Raw genomic sequence first — 18,463 nt, 5'->3', positions numbered from 1 at the left:
TTTATTAATTTATAAATTTTTTATATTTTCTATTCTTCTTCAATTTCCTCGCCTAAAACTTCACTTACATATACTGATGAAAGTACTGTAAATACAAATGCCTGTATCAGTCCTACAAAACCGTCAAAATATAACTGCAATATTCCTGCCCAGCCTACTGAGAATGAAAACTGTCCATGTAATATATTTCTTGTTGCGGACTGTATTATCCCTCTTCCTACAAGACTGTATAAAAGACCTCCGATTACAAGACCTGCAAACATATTACCAAATAACCTCATCGAAGTGTTTAAAGGTTTTGAAAGCTCTCCTACTATGTTTACAGGAAGCATAAACCATGCAGGGTGCATCAGACTTTTTACATATCCTGTAATTCCACCCTTTTTTATGGCTATAGATATAAAAAGCACTACTACTACAAGAGATAACCCTATTGTTGTATTCGGATCTGCCGTAGGGGTTCTGAAAAAAGGCTTAATATAGTATCCTCCATGCTCTCCTTTTGATATTGTTATGATAAATGGAAACAAAAACAGGCTTAAATTTGAAAAAAGTATAAATGCGAATAATGCTGAAAAAAATGGTATAAATTTTTTCTTGTATTTTCCGAATGTTCCCAAAAACATATTTTCTATAAAATGATAATATTCTTCAAGAATAATCTGCAATTTCCCCGGGTTTGTCACACTTAGTTTATCTGTCCCCTTTTTTATTATAAATGCCATTAGAGCCATAATTACCCAAGTATTCAGCACTGTCTGACTAATAGGAATTTTCATATTTCCTATGAAAAAATTATAATATTTCGGTGCTTCAATAAGGCTTTCAGGCATTACAAATTTTATAGGAAGAAAAGTTGAAATTAATGATAATATCAAATTAACAATAAGTATCATCAAAAATAATATAATCAATGAAACTGTTATTTTTTTTCCTTTTCCCATTTTATCCTCTATCCTCCTTATGTTTATAAAATATAAATATATGTGTTTAAATTCCAAATTCTATTATACTCCAATCATTGCTTTTTTGCAAACTTTAATATTATACGATTTATGTATAATGAAATTTTTAAATTTAAAAATCCCGCTCCTGTTGCAACTATATTATTTATTACATAATCAGGATAAAATTTCCGACTTATAAATATAACCGCATACATTCCTCCACAATAAATTAAAATTCTTTTTAAATATTCAAACATGCCTCTGAATTGTCCTGTATATCCTTGATTTATTGTTTTATATGCTCCGATTATTATTAAATATACATTTATCATTGAAATTATCGAACCTGAAAAAAAACCGACATACAATTCCGGTCTTTTTAAAAACATTCCCGAAATCAGAGATATTATCGTTAAAAATAATGAAATTACATAAGATTCTTTTATTGATTCAGGTATATTTCCAAACATTTCTTCTCCTATTTTAATTTTTCTTACTTAATACCCGTAACCTGTTTTACTAATGTCCAATATCCTGCAAATGCCCCTGTTACCAGAAATAGAATCAGTACAATAGGCTGTTGCCTTTTAAAAATATATTTTTCCATTAAAAGATAGAGCCCGAGCATAAGAAGGACAGAACCCGCCAAAGTATAAATCATATTTGTAGCAATTAAAAAATATTTTAACAATATTCTATCTTTTTTTTTCTTTAATTCTTTTTCTTTATTATGCCTTCCCAATCTTTTCTCCAATTCATAAAGCTTTTCAGATTTTTTATTCGTTTCGCTTTTTTCACTTTCAAATTTTTCAGTCATATTTTCACCTCTATTTTAGTATGATTTTTAGAGTTTTTTAAATATAAAAAATATTCTGCTTTCTCCAAAATCAGGATTTTTTGCTACATCAAAAATTTCAAATCCTTTACTTTGTACAGTTTTCACTATCCATTGAGGATCATAGATAAATTTATTATGCTGTTCATTATATTTCCTGAATAAATTTTCTTCTTCCTTTTGCTTTATAAAAAGATCTATTTCCACAAAATACTTTTCGAAACTTAATTTTTCATATCTCCATATACTTGTATATTCAGGCTCTTCATCTAAAAATATTCCATTTTCAAATATTTCTTCAAATATTTCTTCAGTTACAGCATCAAATATAAGATACCCTCCTTTTTTCAAATTTTCGGCTGATTTATCAATAAACTTTTCAAATTCCTTTTTATTTTCGAGATAGTTGACAGTATCAAAGTTACATATAACATAATCAACTTTTTTTATATGGCTGTAACTTACTATATTATCTTTTATAAGCTTATAACTGCTAATCTTTATATTTTTACTTTTTATTTTCTCTTCTGCAATTTTTAGCATATCTGCCGATATGTCTACTCCTGTCACTGAAAATCCGTCTTTCAGAAACCTGTAAATAAATTCTCCCGTTCCGCATCCTAAATCAAGAACTTCTCCTTTATTTTTCATATAACTTTTTAAAAACTTATACCATCCTTTATAATCTACATGTTTCATAAAAACATCGTAAATTTCTGCAAATTCTTTATGCAATTTTTCTCTCTCCTGACTAATTTTATGTTTATTTTTTAATATTGCCTAACTTTTCACTTCTACCGATATAATATCATATACTGATGAAAATATCCATATTACAATATATTTTCATGCTTTATATTTGAAATGTTTATTGTGCTTTATTATTTGTATTTATATCAAATATTAGTTTCTAATAGATTTATATTATTTTTCTTACTTAATATAAATTATTTTAATTAACATTTTCTACAATTCAGATTAATTTCAAAATAATTTTTCTATATTTCATTTTATATCCTCTAAAAATAACATGAGTACATCAGTCAGCTTTTTCAAGAAAAATTTTCTACTTTGTGATTTTCTTTCTACCGTAAACAGATATTTGAAATTTTTAATATGACTCCGTTTTACTTCACTATATTCAAAATAAAAAATTATACAAAAAGTTTACTATTATTCATCTCAAAATCTGAAATATTTTTTAGGAACTTTCTTATAACTCAAAAAGAGTTCTATAACTGTAAATATAAATACTTAAAAATGCCAAAATTATTATTTTTATCAAATTTTATTAAAAAATTAAAACGTCCACTCCTTTATTATGAAAGATGGACGCTTAGTCAAAATATACAAAGTTTAAAAATTAAATTTTATCTTACTATTTGAAATAAAACTGCAACTACTAAAAAAGCCGTTGCTATAATTTCAGTAAATTTTTCTATTCCTTCTTTTTCCTGATCAAGGACATTGGAGTTCTTAGCCAATCCCTGACTTCTATCAGGCTGAAGTAAAATTACTCCTATCATAATTACAGCCAAAATTACGAGAGCCACTACTAAAAAATTTTCTAACATTAATCCTCCTACATTAAATTTAACAATTATAAAGTTTCACATAATTTTATATAGAATTCCCGGCTTTTACTATTTCTGCAAAACTTGAAGCTTCAAGGCTCGCTCCTCCAACCAGTCCTCCATCTATATCTTTTTGAGAAATGAGTTCCAATGCGTTATCCGCTTTCATTGAACCTCCATACTGCACAGTTACTTTTTCAGCAACTTCAGATCCATACATATCAGTCAGAAGCTTTCTTATAAATGCATGTACTTCCTGTGCCTGCTCAGGTGTAGCGGTTTTTCCTGTTCCGATTGCCCATACAGGCTCATAAGCTATGACAACACTAGACATATCTTCTTCAGAAACTCCTGCTAAACCTTTTTCTGTCTGTTCTTTTACTATTTTTTCAGTGATTCCGTTTTCTCTTTCTTCCAGTTTTTCACCTATGCATAAAATAGGCTTTAAATTATGTTTTAAAGCAGCTTTTACTTTTTCATTTACTATTTCGTCAGTTTCTCCGTAGTATTCCCTTCTTTCAGAATGCCCCAATATTACATATTCCACTCCTAAATCTCTTAACATCAGAGGTGAAATTTCTCCTGTATATGCCCCGCTGTCATTTGCATTCATATTCTGTGCAGCAATTTTTATATTACTCCCTTCTGTTTCTCTAACTGCCGTTTCCAATGCAGTAAAAGGAGTTCCTATAACTATTTCGGCATTTTTTACATCTGTTGTCAAAGCTTTTAACTCAGATAAAAATTTTGCAGCTTCTTTTACTGTTTTATTCATTTTCCAGTTTCCCGCAACTATGACTTTTCTCATTATTTTTCCTCCATTTTATATAATCTGTTTTTTTATTTTCAATGTATTTTATCACAATTTTGAATAATTATCAAACTGTGTTTTTAATAAATTTTCTTTGTTATAATATCGCCTTATGCTGATTTTACAATATATTTTATATATCTCTCAAGTTTAAATCATCTTTATATTATTTATTCAATTGAAATATATGGATTTATATATCTGTTTTTTATATTTAATTTGTTCTCAAACTTTCAAAAATTGAAAATTTATAAAAAATTTTTTCCAAGTTTTTTTTATGAAGACTTTCTACTTTTTCAACTATTGTATCATCAGTCATTTCAAAATCCGATAAACTTATGATTTTTTCTTTTAAAGCATTTTAAAGTAACTTTGTCAGCATTGAATTTTCATATATTAAAAGGATATTTAAAAGATTCTATTTCTCTCCGATACAGTTCATAAATTCATTTTCCTTTATTGGCAAATTGATGTAAAAATTTATTTCAAAATAGATGTTTTAGAATTTTTCAATGTCATTTTTATTAATTACTTTCTGATTTAACATATCCCTTAGTTTCCGGTTTGGATAATCAAACAACGAATCCTGAATCTCTGCATCTAAAAAACTATAGTGGATTTTTTACGATTTTTCTTAGGTTCAAACCATATTTTTGAAAAATTCTTCAATTCTCCTTTTTTGATAAATTTGCTTTGAACATTTTTATAGTTCTTTTCTATAACTTATTTCATTATTTATTAGATTATCATTTACTTTACATAGCACTTTATATTCTATATTTTTCTCAACTTTTTTGACAAATTCTGTTAAACTATTTAAAAAAATGTTCTATTACAATTTTTAAAGCATCATTATTATTATCCGAACTTTCAAATTTAGACATTTCCTTTATTCTTGAGTTAGCATTGGAAACCGCTACAGGCATTTCCACAACGGCAAGCATTGGAACATCATTATTTCCGTCTCCTACGGCTATCATCTCATTTAAAGATATCCCGGTTATTTCCCCAAGCTTTTTCATCGTTTTTCCTTTATCAACATTTTTATTGGCAATCTCAAGAAATATTGGAGCGGAAATTGCAATAAAATAGTCTTTTCCATACTTTGACTTCATATATTCTTCGACTTTCAGAATATTTTGCGATTCATCTATAAACATACATTTTGTAGTTTCTTTTATTCCCAGACCGAAAAGTTCATCTATACTCTTAAACTCATAAAATTTCATGCCGCATTGACTTACTTCAAATTGTACAAGCTCAGTATTTTTATTTGAATAAAGAGTATCTCCTGCATATAGCACCATTGGAATTCCTGTTTCTTCAGAAACTTCATATATTTTTTCTATATCGTTCTTATCCAATCCTTCATGAAAAATAACTTTTCCATTGGACATATCTATAAGCTGTCCTCCGTTAAATGCAATTATATATCCATTATATTTGTCCATTTCCAGTTGTTTTGCATAATTTAGCATTGCAAAACTGGGTCTTCCGCTTGCAAGAACAAATTTAACTCCCTTTTTCTGTATATCAACTATAGCTTTTATATTTCCCTCTGTAAGTTCATGATTATCATTTAAAAGAGTTCCGTCCATATCAGTCCCTATAAGTTTATATTTCATTTTTAAATCCTCCGTTTTTATTTAGATTTTTGAGATATTGCCGTATTTCCATTTTTCTTCGTTAATTTTTATTTTGATTTCTATTTTATAATAATTTGATTAATTTTTCCACATCTTTTTTTGAAGTTGACCAACTTGTTACAAATCTGACAATAGTATGATTTTCATCATATTTTTTCCAAAAACTGAATATTACTTCTTTTTCCAGTGCTTTTATTTTTTCATTTTTTAATATTATAAACTGCTGGTTTGTAGGAGAATCAATATAAAATCTGTAGCCTTTTTCTTTTAGACCTCTTTTCAAAATTTCAGCTGTTTCAATGGCATTTCTACTTATTTTTAAATAAAGTCCGTCAGTAAACAAAGTATCAAACTGGATTCCCAATAATCGACCTTTTGCCAGCAATGCTCCATACTGTTTAATAATTGTGGTAAAATTCTTCGGTGTATTATTTTTAGTAAAAACCACTGTTTCTCCGCATAATGCTCCTACTTTGGTTCCACCTATATAAAACACATCACAAATTTCAGTTAAAAAAGGCAAATCTACATCAGTATTTTCAACTACCAAGCCATATCCCAATCTTGCACCATCTAAAAATAACGGCATTTCATATTTTCGGCATATTTCCGAAATTTCTTTTAGTTCTTTTTTTGTATACAATGTTCCGTATTCTGTTGGATGGGAAATATAAACCATTCCCGGATAAACCATATGTTCCTTATTTTTATTATTATAGAAAATTTCTATGTATTTTTTCAGTTCATTAATATTTATTTTCCCGTTATGCTGAGGCAATGTCAGAACTTTATGACCTGTCAGTTCCACAGCTCCCGCCTCATGAACATTCACATGTCCTGTTTCGACAGCTATTACTCCTTCATAAGATTTTAAAAGGGAACCTATTACAATCAAATTAGTCTGAGTTCCCCCTGTGAGAAAATATATATCTATATCGTCACGACCACACATTTTTTTTATTTTTTCTTTTGCTTTCAAACTATATGCATCTCTCCCGTAACCTGAATGTTTTTCATTATTGGTTTTTAAAAGTGCATTCAGTACTTTCTCATGAGCCCCTTCTGCATAATCATTTTCAAAGTACAACATTATTTTTCTCCCATTTATTTATAAGTTCTATTCTTTCTTCTGCCTGTTTTATGCCTTTTTCTACAGCTTTTTCATACCATTTTAAAGCTTCTTCATATTTTCCTAAAATTTCAGATAAGACTCCAAGATTATACAGAGCATCATCACTTCCCATTTTTAAGGCTTTATGACAATATTTTTCAGCTTTTTCATAATTTCCGTCATTCAAATATAAATATCCAAGATTGTTCATTGCCCCTGTATGATTCTTTCCTACAGCTTTTATGAACATTTTTTCGGCCTCTTCTTTTTTCCCCTGTCTGTAATACATAAAAGCCAAGTTATTCATTACAGCAGGAGTATTTTTATTTTCAATTTCAAGGGCTTTTAAATAATAATTTTCCGCTTCTTCATAATTTTCAAGGATTTCATATAAATTCCCCAAATTGTAAGCTGCAAATCCATCTCCTTTTCCCATTGCTTCAAGATAATATTTTTCGGCTTCTTCATATTTTCCTTGGGCTTTTCTTATCATTCCCAAACTGTTAATTGCATCAGCATTACCTTTTTCAGCTGATTTTTTATAATACTCCTCGGCTTTCTCAATCTTTCCTGTATGATGATAAAGAAGACCTAAATTATATAATGCTTCATCACTTCCTTTTTCAATAGCTAAAAGATAATATTCTTCAGCTTTTAAGTATTCCTTTTCTCCATAATGGAATATTCCTTTTTCGTTTGCTGTATGTGCATCATACTTTTCCATTATTTTCTTTTTATTAGTTTTTTCAATGTTTGTGTTATTATTATTTCCCATAATTTTACAATCTCCCTTTTTTATTTATTATACATGATATTTTTAAGAATATAAAGCATTTTTAAATTTAATATTTATTTAACAATTAAAATATTCAAAAGAATTAAAAAATGGTATAAATATTGATTTCTAAAAGGAAAAAATAATAAAATAAAAAATATATCTTATAAATTGAACGAAAATAATATAACTTAGTTTTTTTATATTTTCACTCCTACTCTTAATATTAAATCCAAAATTTCAACAAAAAAAGACCCTTATGCGTAATTTCACCTAAAGGTCTTTTATACAATAATATTGATTTAAAATTGGAACTTTTTTATTTAAAACTTCCTTCATAATTTCCTTTTTACAGTTTTGCTTTTTTGTAATTTTTTATTTCAAACTTTTCTTTAAACTTCATACTCATTTACTTTTTTTATAAATTTTCTAAATCCTTTTTCTCCGTCTTCATTATTCTTAAATACTCCACAATTTTCCAAAACTTTTGAAAAAGTTTCTCCTATGGCGTTTTTTATAAATATTTCAACATCTTCTTCAACCATATATTTTATTTTATCTTTTTCAAGGTAGTATTTCAGCCATTCTGTGTGTTTTTTTAATAGCTCACTTTTATTCATTTCTTCATAACAGGATTTATAACTTCTGTTATTTTTAAATTCTTCGGAACTTCTTACTTTTAAAAGTATTTCTTTTATCTGTCCGGTTTCTTCCATTAATCTTCCCGGCAATATGGCAAGTCCCATTACTTCTATTAATCCGATATTTTCTTTTTTAATATTATGATGCTCATCATGAGGATGAAAAATACCTAAAGGATGATTTTTATTTGTAAGATTATTTCTCAAAACTAAATCAAGCTCGTATTTTCCGTCTTTAAATCTTGCTATGGGTGTAATCGTATTATGTCGTTCTCCTTTTGTATAAGCATATATATCAAGTTTTTCGGCATTATATTCTATCCATTTTTTTAAAATTTTATCTGCCAATTCTACAAGCCTGTTTTTTTCTCCGCACAATCTTATGACAGACATAGGCCAATTTACAATTCCTGCATTTACATCTTCATACCCCGTAAAAAATATCTTTTCTTTTATTTTTGCTTTTTCCATCGGAAAAATATGCCTTCCTGCCTGAAAATGGTCGTGGGAAAGTATTGACCCTCCTACAATTGGTAAATCAGCATTTGAACCGATAAAATAATGAGGAAACATTTTCACAAATTCCAAAAGTCTTTCAAATGTAGACTTATTTATTTTCATAGGTCTGTGTTCATGTGAAAACACTATGGAATGCTCATTATAATAGATATAAGGAGAATACTGAAAATACCATTTTTCATTCAGCAGATCCAACTTAACCGTCCTGTGATTTTGCCTTCCCGGATGATCTACTCTTCCCATATATCCTTCATTTTCCTTATCTAGAAGTCCTTTGGGATAATTTGTGGAAATTCTGTCCTTTGCCATTGCAATATCTCTCGGATCTTTTTCAGGTTTCGAAAGGTTAATTGTTATTTCAAGGTCTCCATATTCATTTTCATAAGTCCAGTGAATATTTTTAGATATTCTGTCCATTCTTATATAATTACTTTTTCTTGATAATTCATAAAAATACTCAGTTGCCTTATCTATTCCGTAATTATCATATTTATCCCAAAATTCTTTACGTATTTCGGATGTTCTCGGGACTATACAACCCATTATTTTTGAATTCATCAAATCCTGAAAAGTAACGGTATCACTTTTCAGTTTTCCGTTTTCTCCTGCCCATTTCACCAAATTGTCCAATATTTCACAAGGATACACTGTATTTTCAGCTTCTTTTCTTATGTTCTCAGCTTCCTCTTCTGAAAATTCTCTGAAAGTATCTAGTTCCAGTGCTTCAGATACCTGATTTCTTACGAGTATTTTGTCGTCTTCATTTACAAATCCGTTTTTTATGGAATATTCCATAAGCTTTTCTATTTCTGAATATATGTCCATATTATCTACATCCTGTCTGTTTTAATTAATATTTTTTATCTGTTTCCCATTTCCATGCTGATTTTATAATTTCCTCAAGATTATATTCAGGTTTCCAACCCAACTCTTTTTCGGCTTTTGTGGAATCAGCTATTAAAATCGCAGGATCTCCCGCTCTTTTTTCTACTTCTTCCACTTTAAAGTCTTTTCCTGTAACTTCTCTGACTTTGTTAATAACTTCTTTTACTGTATATCCTTCTCCGCTTCCGAGATTATAGTTCAAACTTCTGTTTTCCTTAAACATTTTTTCCATTCCCAGAATATGTGCTTTTGCCAAATCATATACATGTACAAAATCTCTTACACATGTACCATCTTTAGTATTATAATCATTTCCGAATATTTTTATGCTTTCCCTTTTACCGCTTGCCGCATGTAATATGAGAGGGATTAAATGAGTTTCAGGTATATGACTTTCTCCTATCAACCCATCTTTATCACACCCGCTTGCATTGAAATACCTAAGTACTGTACTTTTAAGTTCATAAGCCGTGTCATAGTCTTCAAGTATTTTTTCCACTACCAATTTTGTTTTTCCATAAGGATTTATAGGTAATTGAATATGAGTTTCATCTATTTTTTCCTTTTGAGGCTCACCGAAAGTTGCAGCTGTAGAGCTGAATATAAAATATTTCACTCCTGACTCTACCATCTGATCCAGTAATTTTATAACTTTTACTACATTATTGTCATAATATTCAGACGGTTTCTGTACAGATTCTCCTACTTCTATAAATGCTGCAAAATGCATAACTGCATCTATTTTTTCCTCTTCAAAAACCTGTTTCAGTTTTTCCCTGTCTCCGAGATCTCCTTTTATAATTTTGACATTTAATATTTCAGCCACATTTTCATAACCTTTTGATAAATTATCATAAATTATCGGAGTGTAACCATTTTTCTTAAGCAGATTTACAGTATGTGATCCTATATATCCGGCTCCTCCTACTACAAGTACATTCATTTTAATGACTCCTTTTCTATTTTTTGATTTGTTGCTGTAAAAATCAATTCTCTTGGAATATATTACTGTCCAAACTACTTTAAATATTTTAAGAATTATAAAAGTATATAAATTTTATATATCTTTCTATTTTTTGAAATTAATAAAATATTGACTCTCAATTTCATATATTCTTATCTGCAAATTTCTTTTATAAAAGTAAATATCATTTTTATTTATTGAATTTCTATTTTTTATCTTCAATATAATAGCAATCTTTTCATATAACTCACAATATTTTGGACTTTTTTAATACTAAACTATATTAAATTTATATGTAGTTTTACTATAATATTTTTCTCCTGCTTTAAGAGGTTTTACATTGAAGTTTTTTATATTTATTCCGTCAGGAAAATCCTGTGTTTCTATCGTTACTCCAAGATAACGCCTATTCTGTCCTTTTTCTTCCTGAAATTCAGAAACATCATCAAGATAATTTCCTGTATATATTACTACCGATCTTTCAGTTGTCCTGATTTCCATTTCTATGCCGCTATACTCAGAGTAAAGTATAATTTGAGGTTCATTCTCGACTCCACTATAATTCAAAATGAAAGGATGATCATATGCCCTTGTTATTTTAAACTGGGAATGTCCCTTTTCTATACCATCCTTTATTTTCAATCCTTCTCTAAAGTCAAACACGGTGTTTTCAACACTGATAAAATTTCCTGTAGGTATAAGCCCTGAACCTAATTCACATACATTATCCGCTTTTATTTTTAATATCTGCTCATCTCCATTTTTTTCAAGATTTCCGGACAAATTAAAATATGTATGATTAGTCAGATTAATATAAGTTTTCCTGTCTGAAACGGCATTATATTCAAGAGATAATCCGTTATTTTCATTTATTAAATATAAAATTTTAAATTCTACCGTACCCGGATACCCTTCTTCCATATGAGGACTTATATAAGACAGTTCTATCCCGTTACCTAATTCCTTTACATTGTAAATTTTGTCATTAAGACCCTCTTTCCCTCCATGCAAAGAATTTTTACCGTCATTTTTTCCCAAACTGTATTTTACTCCGTCAATCGAAAATTCTCCATTTTTTATTCTTCCTGCAGTTCTTCCTATTATAGCACCGGGATATGCCGAATTTCCGATATATTTTTCAATCTCTTGATAACCTAATACTGTATTTTTAATGTTTCCTTTTTTGTCTTTCACATATATTCCCGTTATAATCCCTCCTAAATTTAAGATATTCACTTGAAATCCGTTGCTGTTTTTCAACTCATATCTAAATATTTTTTCCCCTTTATATATTCCAAACAGTTTTTTTTCTACACTTATCATAACATTCTCGGTCCTTCACTTACTTTTACAATATAAAAATCAGCATCATATCCTATTTTTTCTTTATATTCTTTTCCCACATTATTTATAAATTCATCGACTTTATCTTTTTTCACTATACTTACGGTACATCCTCCAAATCCTGCACCTGTCATTCTTGAACCTATTACTCCATCCTGTTTCCATGCCAATTCCACTAATGTATCAAGTTCCTTTCCCGTAACTTCATAATCATCTCTGAGTGATTCGTGAGACCGGTTCATTAATTTTCCGAATTCTTCCAAATTTCCTTTTGATAATTCCTGTTGAGCTTTTAAAGTTCTCTGATTTTCATAAACTGCATGTTTCGCTCTTTTTCTGTTTACTTCATTTTCTATTAATTTTTTATTTACTTCAAAAACTTCAGTTGACAGTTCTCCCAATGCTTTTATATTAAGTTTTTTCTGTAAATCTTTCAATGCCTGTTCACATTCTTCACGTCTTTCGTTATATTTTGAATCTGCAAGACCTCTTCTTTTATTAGTATTCGATATTACTATTACTTCATCTTTAAGTATAACAGGTACATATTCATATTTTAATGTATTACAGTCAAGTAAAATTGCATGATCTTTTTTACCCATTCCCACTGCAAATTGATCCATTATTCCTGAATTCACTCCGATAAATAAGTTTTCTGTTTTTTGACATAATTTTACCATTTCTATCATATCTATATTCAGATTAAATAAATTTTTTAATACTATTCCGGTAAGTATTTCAATAGAAGCTGACGATGAAAGTCCTGCACCGTTAGGTATATTTCCGTAAAACAGTATATCAAATCCTCTATTTATTTCATACCCTGCTTCCGTAAACATTTTTATAACTCCTTTAGGATAATTAGCCCAGTTATGTTCTTTTTCATTTTCAAGTTTATCCAAACTGAATTCTATTACACCTAATTTCTCAAAATTTTCAGAATACATTCTAAAGTTATTATCATTCCTTAATTTTACAAAGGCATAAGTTCCTCTGTCTATAGCACAGGGAAATACATTCCCTCCATTATAGTCTGTATGCTCTCCGATTAAATTTACTCTTCCCGGAGAGAAAAATTCCTTTTCATGTGTTTCTCCAAATACTTTCAAAAATTTTCTCTTTAAATCAGACATTGTTGTTTCCTCCTGAAAAATTAAATTTTTATTTTATTTATCTCACTATTATTATTAAAATAAAATCAAAATTTCATATATAGCGAAATACGAGGGCAATAACAGCCCTCACATATTTCAATTATTTATTTTTCTTATATTTCAATACATCTATTGCAACTGCCACTATAATTATTATTCCTTTTATAATATATTGCCAGTATGGACTTACTTCAACATAAGTCAATCCATAATTTATAAGAGTAAATATAATAACTCCCGCAACTACTCCCGAAATTTTTCCTACTCCCCCGCTAAAAGAAACTCCTCCTACTACACATGCGGCAATAGCATCCATTTCATACATAAATCCGAGATTGTTTGTAGCAGAACCTATACGCGCCGCTTCAAGAAATCCTCCAAGTGCATACATAATTCCTGATAATATATACACTGTTATAAGTGTTCTTGCCACATTTACTCCTGAAACTCTTGCCGCTTCAGGGTTTCCTCCTACTGCAAACAGATTTTTTCCGAACACTGTCTTATTCCACAATATCCACATAAATATTATCGCTACTACAGCATACAATATAAGTTTTGAAGGACTTAGCTGACCTATTTTGAACAAATATCCCTGTGCAACTTCAGAATATTTCGGAGAAAATCCGGCAACAGGTGAAGCACCTACATAATCAAAATAAAGAGAATTTATCCCATACACTATAACCATTGTCCCCATTGTCGTAACAAAAGGTACAACATTAAGTTTTGCAACTATAAGACCATTCACCAGTCCAAATATTGCTCCTAAAATTATTACTATAAGTATAACGAGAGGTATAGGTAAAGTTGCAAGTCCTTTAAAAACTTTGTTCGGATTAGTTACTGCCTGTAATAATGTAGCTGAAAGCAATGCAGCCATTCCGACCTGTCTTCCTACTGAAAGGTCCGTTCCTTGAGTTACTATAATTCCTGCCACTCCCAATGCTATTATTATTCTTACCGATGACTGTGTAAGAATATTCTGAAAATTTCTCAAACTTAAAAATGATGGATCTTTTACTATTATCATAATTAAAAGTAACACTAAAACGAGATATATCCCTCCATTCATTATTATTTCTTTTGGATTTATACTTTTCTTATCCTTGCTCAATATTTTTTCCGTCATTTTTTCCTCCTATAAATACTTTGCCGTTAATTTCAATATTTCTTCCTGAGTTGTTTCAGATGTCTTGACTATTCCCGCCACTTTACCATTACTCATCACCAAAATTCTGTCGGTAACTCCCAGAAGTTCCGGCATTTCCGATGAAATCATAATAATTCCTTTATCTTTTTTTGCCAGATTTACCATTAACTGGTATATTTCAAATTTCGCTCCGACATCTATCCCCCTTGTAGGCTCATCCATAAGAAGTATTTCAGGCTCCGTCAGAAGCCATCTTCCTATTATTACTTTCTGCTGATTTCCGCCTGAAAGACTTCCTATATGAGTTTTCTGAGACGGTGTCTTCACTCTCATACTTTCTATAACCCAACCTGTATCTTTTTGTATTCTTTTGTCATCAAGCAACCCTATTTTCGATTTATAACTTTTTGTATTTGAAATTATTGAATTAAATTTTATGTCCAACATTGAAAATATTCCGGTAGAACGTCTTTCTTCGGTAATAAGTGCAAGTCCGTTTTTTGTAGCTTCTTTCGGACTGGTTATATTCACTTCCTTACCGTGTATTTTTATCATTCCGGATTTTTTTTCCATTACCCCAAACACGGTTTCAACTATATCTGTTCTTTTAGAACCTACAAGTCCGGCTATTCCTAAAATTTCTCCTTTATGCAAAGTAAATGAAACATTTTCAATTGAATTTTTCCTTTTGGCAGTCAGATTTTCCACTTCCATTATTACATCGGAGGGAATATTGTTCTTATCGGGAAATCTGCTTGTCAAATCTCTTCCGACCATAAGGTTAATAATCTCATCAGTTGTAAGATCCTTTACTTTTTCTGTTGTAACCCATTGACCGTCTCTTAATATTGTTATCTCATCACATATTTCAGTAATTTCTTCCATTTTATGGGAAATATATACTATTCCTATACCACTTCCCTGTAATTTTTTTATTATATGAAACAGATGTTTTACTTCATTCTCAGTCAATGATGAAGTCGGTTCATCAAGTATAAGTACTTTTGAATCATAAGAAACTGCTTTGGCAATTTCCAGCATCTGCATTTGAGATACTGAAAGATTGCTTACCTTAGTTCTCGGATCTATCTTTATTTCAAGTCTGTCAAATATTTCCTTTGTATCTTTGTACATTTTTTCTTCATCTATGAATAGTCCTTTTTTCGGATATCTTCCTAACCATATATTGTCCATTACATTTCTTTGTACAACTTGATTTAATTCTTGATGTACCATTGATACACCTTTTTCAAGTGCTTCTTTAGAATTTCTGAACTCTATTTTTTCCCCTTCAAGATAAATTGCCCCTGTATCTTTTTTGTATATTCCGAACAAACATTTCATAAGTGTAGACTTCCCCGCTCCGTTTTCTCCCATTAATGCATGAACACTATTTGGTCTTATTTTTAAATTGACTTTGTCCAATGCTTTTACTCCGGGAAATTCCTTACTTATACCTTCCATTCTGAGAACATACTCATGTTTTTTATCAGAACTTTTCATTTTTCACCTCTTTTTAAAAAGATACCGCAAATAAGTCTGCAAAGAGCTCATCAGCGGTATCATTAATTTTTATTTACTCCAATTATTTTTTGAATTCTGCCAAGTTGTCTTTGTCTACACCTACATAAGGGATTCTAACTGATTTTTCTTCAAATTTCCATGATGTTCCTTCAAGAGGATCTTTTCCGTTTCCTAAATTTTTTGCCAGCTCAAGAACTGCTTTAGCCTGATTTTTACCATCATTCAACACAGTTCCTTTTAATTCCCCTGATTCAATCAGTGTCAATGCTTCCGCTAAAGCGTCAACTCCATAAATAGGCAACTGTTTCTGATGAGCTTTCAATGCTTCCAATGCTCCAAGTGCCATTCCATCATTATTTGAAATAACTACTTCTATTTTTGAAGCATTAGGTCCTGAAAGCCATGCGTCCATTTTATCTTTTGCCTGAGCTGCATCCCACATTCCTGTATCTTCATTTAATTTTTCTGTTTTAACACCTTTATCATTTAATTCTTTTATTACATATGTTGTTCTTGCTTCAGCATCAGGATGTCCGGGTTCTCCTTTCAAAAGTACATATTGAATAATTCCATCACCGTTCAGGTCTTCTTTCGGATCGGCTTTCCAGTTTTTTTCAATTAACTGTCCCTGAATTACTCCTGATTCTTCAGGTTTAGTTCCTACATAATAAGCTTTTTCATATGATTGTAATGCAGCAGTTCCCGGATCCTTATTAAAAAATATAACCGGTACATTGGCAGCTTTAGCTTTATCAATTATAGTCTGTCCCGCTGCAGGATCTACCAGATTGATTGCCAATACATTTACACCTTTTGCTATCATTGTATCTACCTGTTCATTTTGTGTTGCCTGATTATTTTGAGAATCATTCATAATCAATTCCACATTGGCGTCCTCTTTGGCAAATGCTTCAAGATCTTTTCTCAATGTTGCCATAAAATTATCATCATACTTGTAAATAGTAACCCCAATTTTAATTTTCTTACCTCCCTCTACTTGACCTCCTTTCGCTTCTTCTTTCTCTCCTCCGCATGCCAGTAACATAAACATTCCCAACATAACCAATAAAATTTTTTTCATCCTTTTCACCTCTATAAAATAATTTTTTTTATAACCTTAGTTTAATAAAATTTTTCCATATCTGTAAAACTTTCGGGAACTTCATTTTCTTTTTTTATTTTAAGGAGCTTTTCTCCTGTAAACAGATTACTTGTAATCAATGATACCGCCCCATAAATGCCTATCATATCACTAAGTCCCGATGGAACAATTCTGATTCTTTTATTGAATTCTTCAAGTATCATCCTGTCCACACCTTTTTTAAAATTATCAAGAAACAGTTTTTCAGCCATTACCGTATCTCCTGAAACTACTACATCGTTAATATCCAATACATTCAAAATATTACCGACAACTTTTCCCGTTTCATATGCTGCTTCTTTTACTATGGAAAAATAGGGTTCTTCTTTATTTTTAAATTTAGTATACACATGATCTATAGTTAATTTTCCTTTTATTTCCCTGCTTTCTCTTTTTTCCAATTCCCAAATTGTCCTGTTTATAAGTGCCTGCTCCGAATATTCAGTTTCCAGACAGCCATATTTTCCACATCGACATTGTACGGTCGAATTTTCCTTTACAATAAAATGCCCTATTTCACCGGCTCCATAATTGCTTCCTTCAAATATTTTCCCATTTAGGAAAATAGCAGAACCTACACCGTTTCTTATATATAAGAGCATAAAATTTTTCATTTTTCCTGCACGCCCATACATATGCTCTGCTGTCAACATGGCTCTTACATCATTTTCAACTACAACCGGAATATTATACTTGTTTTCAAGTCTTTTACGAATTTCCAGTTTCCTCCATTTGAAATGCGGGGAAAATATTACCGTTCCTTTTTTCCTATCTACAAGACCATGAGTTGCAAGACCTATCCCGGCAATGGAATCTATACTGAATTTTTCAATAATATTTGATATTTCCTCATCTAATAAATCAAGTACTTTTTCCTGAGTTTTAAAAGCAAATTTCCTTTCGCCGATTTGCAGTATCTCACCATTCAGATAACTAACTGCTATACTTATAAATCCTACTCCCAGATTAATACCTATAATTTTCTTATATTTTCTGTTTATTCTTAAGACTGTTCTTGGTCTTCCTCCTGTAGAGTTTAAATTGTGATGTTCTTCTATAAGATTATGAGAAATTAGTTTTTTTATTGCTTTTGAAATTGCTGCGGGAGTAAGTTCCAACTGTTCTGATAAGTCCGTTCTGGAAATTTTGGAATTTTTCATTGTCTTCTCAAGTATCTGATAATCAGTTTTATTCAACTTCCTGACTTTTGCTTTTTTTTCTTCCTGCATTTCAATCATCCTCTTCTATAACAAATATACCCAACTTTTTTAACTTTTCAAAAAAAAGTTTGTTTTTTTTCATTAACTTTTTTAACTTTTTTTAATTTCTAAAAAATATATTATTATTATTTATTATATCATATATTTTATTTTTTAACTTTTCAAAAAAAATATTTTTTTTGGAATATAATTTTATGATTTTTTTGTAAAATTTCTGTT

General features: G+C 29.9%; 17 protein-coding genes. All 17 read right to left on the bottom strand.

Going from position 1 to position 18,463, the window contains the following annotated elements; all coding sequences use genetic code 11:
• Window positions 1-29: 29 nt before the first annotated feature.
• The 17 genes from atpB to EII29_RS04430 all read right to left on the bottom strand — a co-directional run bounded on the left by atpB (window position 30) and on the right by EII29_RS04430 (window position 18,253).
• A complete protein-coding gene (gene atpB, locus EII29_RS04510; protein ID WP_125236347.1) occupies window positions 30-944 on the bottom strand; it encodes a F0F1 ATP synthase subunit A in 915 nt (304 codons plus the stop codon).
• A 74-nt stretch (window positions 945-1,018) separates the two neighbouring features.
• Window positions 1,019-1,417: a hypothetical protein gene (locus EII29_RS04505; protein WP_125236346.1), complete on the bottom strand. Its 399-nt coding sequence runs from the start codon at window positions 1,415-1,417 to the stop codon at window positions 1,019-1,021.
• A gap of 23 nt (window positions 1,418-1,440) precedes the next feature.
• Entirely contained in the window at window positions 1,441-1,764 is a 324-nt protein-coding gene (locus tag EII29_RS04500; protein WP_125236345.1) for an AtpZ/AtpI family protein, read from the bottom strand.
• A gap of 27 nt (window positions 1,765-1,791) precedes the next feature.
• Window positions 1,792-2,517 carry a class I SAM-dependent methyltransferase gene (locus EII29_RS04495; protein WP_125236344.1) on the bottom strand — a complete coding sequence of 242 codons (726 nt, stop codon included), beginning with the start codon at window positions 2,515-2,517 and terminating at the stop codon, window positions 1,792-1,794.
• A 635-nt stretch (window positions 2,518-3,152) separates the two neighbouring features.
• On the bottom strand, window positions 3,153-3,356 hold the full coding sequence (locus EII29_RS04490; protein ID WP_125236343.1) for a preprotein translocase subunit SecG: 204 nt from the start codon (window positions 3,354-3,356) through the stop codon (window positions 3,153-3,155).
• Between the two features lie 46 nt (window positions 3,357-3,402).
• Window positions 3,403-4,164 carry a triose-phosphate isomerase gene (gene tpiA, locus EII29_RS04485; RefSeq protein WP_125236342.1) on the bottom strand — a complete coding sequence of 254 codons (762 nt, stop codon included), beginning with the start codon at window positions 4,162-4,164 and terminating at the stop codon, window positions 3,403-3,405.
• An 815-nt stretch (window positions 4,165-4,979) separates the two neighbouring features.
• Complete coding sequence (locus EII29_RS04480) at window positions 4,980-5,792, bottom strand: Cof-type HAD-IIB family hydrolase (RefSeq protein WP_125236341.1); 813 nt, start codon at window positions 5,790-5,792, stop codon at window positions 4,980-4,982.
• A gap of 85 nt (window positions 5,793-5,877) precedes the next feature.
• Window positions 5,878-6,903, bottom strand: coding sequence for a low specificity L-threonine aldolase (locus EII29_RS04475; protein WP_125236340.1), 1,026 nt, complete (start codon window positions 6,901-6,903; stop codon window positions 5,878-5,880).
• The gene (locus tag EII29_RS04470; RefSeq protein WP_125236339.1) at window positions 6,890-7,699 is read right to left on the bottom strand and encodes a lipopolysaccharide assembly protein LapB; all 810 of its coding nucleotides are present in this window, start codon (window positions 7,697-7,699) and stop codon (window positions 6,890-6,892) included. Before EII29_RS04470 ends, EII29_RS04475 begins: the two co-directional genes overlap by 14 nt.
• A gap of 392 nt (window positions 7,700-8,091) precedes the next feature.
• Window positions 8,092-9,684: a UDP-glucose--hexose-1-phosphate uridylyltransferase gene (locus EII29_RS04465; RefSeq protein WP_125236338.1), complete on the bottom strand. Its 1,593-nt coding sequence runs from the start codon at window positions 9,682-9,684 to the stop codon at window positions 8,092-8,094.
• Window positions 9,685-9,709: 25 nt separating this feature from the next.
• Entirely contained in the window at window positions 9,710-10,687 is a 978-nt protein-coding gene (galE, locus tag EII29_RS04460) for a UDP-glucose 4-epimerase GalE (RefSeq protein ID WP_125236337.1), read from the bottom strand.
• Between the two features lie 294 nt (window positions 10,688-10,981).
• Window positions 10,982-12,031 carry an aldose epimerase family protein gene (locus tag EII29_RS04455; protein ID WP_125236336.1) on the bottom strand — a complete coding sequence of 350 codons (1,050 nt, stop codon included), beginning with the start codon at window positions 12,029-12,031 and terminating at the stop codon, window positions 10,982-10,984.
• Complete coding sequence (locus tag EII29_RS04450) at window positions 12,028-13,185, bottom strand: galactokinase (protein WP_125236335.1); 1,158 nt, start codon at window positions 13,183-13,185, stop codon at window positions 12,028-12,030. The genes EII29_RS04455 and EII29_RS04450 overlap by 4 nt, the downstream gene beginning before the upstream one ends.
• A 121-nt stretch (window positions 13,186-13,306) precedes the next feature.
• Window positions 13,307-14,338: a galactose/methyl galactoside ABC transporter permease MglC gene (gene mglC / locus EII29_RS04445; protein ID WP_125236334.1), complete on the bottom strand. Its 1,032-nt coding sequence runs from the start codon at window positions 14,336-14,338 to the stop codon at window positions 13,307-13,309.
• 9 nt (window positions 14,339-14,347) lie between these two features.
• Window positions 14,348-15,862 (bottom strand): galactose/methyl galactoside ABC transporter ATP-binding protein MglA, encoded by a 1,515-nt coding sequence (gene mglA, locus EII29_RS04440; protein ID WP_125236333.1) that lies wholly within the window; start codon window positions 15,860-15,862, stop codon window positions 14,348-14,350.
• Window positions 15,863-15,944: 82 nt separating this feature from the next.
• A complete protein-coding gene (mglB, locus tag EII29_RS04435) occupies window positions 15,945-16,964 on the bottom strand; it encodes a galactose/glucose ABC transporter substrate-binding protein MglB (RefSeq protein WP_125236332.1) in 1,020 nt (339 codons plus the stop codon).
• Between the two features lie 41 nt (window positions 16,965-17,005).
• Window positions 17,006-18,253 carry an ROK family transcriptional regulator gene (locus EII29_RS04430; RefSeq protein ID WP_125236331.1) on the bottom strand — a complete coding sequence of 416 codons (1,248 nt, stop codon included), beginning with the start codon at window positions 18,251-18,253 and terminating at the stop codon, window positions 17,006-17,008.
• Window positions 18,254-18,463 lie beyond the last annotated feature (210 nt).

Origin of the sequence: Leptotrichia sp. OH3620_COT-345 (assembly GCF_003932895.1) — a bacterium.
Classification (GTDB): domain Bacteria; phylum Fusobacteriota; class Fusobacteriia; order Fusobacteriales; family Leptotrichiaceae; genus Pseudoleptotrichia.
This window is presented reverse-complemented; position numbering and strand designations above follow the sequence as displayed.

What these genes read in the sequence shown, in the direction of transcription:
- atpB (WP_125236347.1), bottom strand. Translation starts at nt 944, where the DNA reads ATGGGAAAAGGAAAAAAAATAACAGTTTCATTGATTATATTATTTTTG.
- EII29_RS04505 (WP_125236346.1), bottom strand. Translation starts at nt 1,417, where the DNA reads ATGTTTGGAAATATACCTGAATCAATAAAAGAATCTTATGTAATTTCA.
- EII29_RS04500 (WP_125236345.1), bottom strand. Translation starts at nt 1,764, where the DNA reads ATGACTGAAAAATTTGAAAGTGAAAAAAGCGAAACGAATAAAAAATCT.
- EII29_RS04490 (WP_125236343.1), bottom strand. Translation starts at nt 3,356, where the DNA reads ATGTTAGAAAATTTTTTAGTAGTGGCTCTCGTAATTTTGGCTGTAATT.
- tpiA (WP_125236342.1), bottom strand. Translation starts at nt 4,164, where the DNA reads ATGAGAAAAGTCATAGTTGCGGGAAACTGGAAAATGAATAAAACAGTA.
- EII29_RS04480 (WP_125236341.1), bottom strand. Translation starts at nt 5,792, where the DNA reads ATGAAATATAAACTTATAGGGACTGATATGGACGGAACTCTTTTAAAT.
- EII29_RS04475 (WP_125236340.1), bottom strand. Translation starts at nt 6,903, where the DNA reads ATGTTGTACTTTGAAAATGATTATGCAGAAGGGGCTCATGAGAAAGTA.
- EII29_RS04470 (WP_125236339.1), bottom strand. Translation starts at nt 7,699, where the DNA reads ATGGGAAATAATAATAACACAAACATTGAAAAAACTAATAAAAAGAAA.
- EII29_RS04465 (WP_125236338.1), bottom strand. Translation starts at nt 9,684, where the DNA reads ATGGACATATATTCAGAAATAGAAAAGCTTATGGAATATTCCATAAAA.
- galE (WP_125236337.1), bottom strand. Translation starts at nt 10,687, where the DNA reads ATGAATGTACTTGTAGTAGGAGGAGCCGGATATATAGGATCACATACT.
- EII29_RS04455 (WP_125236336.1), bottom strand. Translation starts at nt 12,031, where the DNA reads ATGATAAGTGTAGAAAAAAAACTGTTTGGAATATATAAAGGGGAAAAA.
- EII29_RS04450 (WP_125236335.1), bottom strand. Translation starts at nt 13,185, where the DNA reads ATGTCTGATTTAAAGAGAAAATTTTTGAAAGTATTTGGAGAAACACAT.
- mglC (WP_125236334.1), bottom strand. Translation starts at nt 14,338, where the DNA reads ATGACGGAAAAAATATTGAGCAAGGATAAGAAAAGTATAAATCCAAAA.
- mglA (WP_125236333.1), bottom strand. Translation starts at nt 15,862, where the DNA reads ATGAAAAGTTCTGATAAAAAACATGAGTATGTTCTCAGAATGGAAGGT.
- mglB (WP_125236332.1), bottom strand. Translation starts at nt 16,964, where the DNA reads ATGAAAAAAATTTTATTGGTTATGTTGGGAATGTTTATGTTACTGGCA.
- EII29_RS04430 (WP_125236331.1), bottom strand. Translation starts at nt 18,253, where the DNA reads ATGCAGGAAGAAAAAAAAGCAAAAGTCAGGAAGTTGAATAAAACTGAT.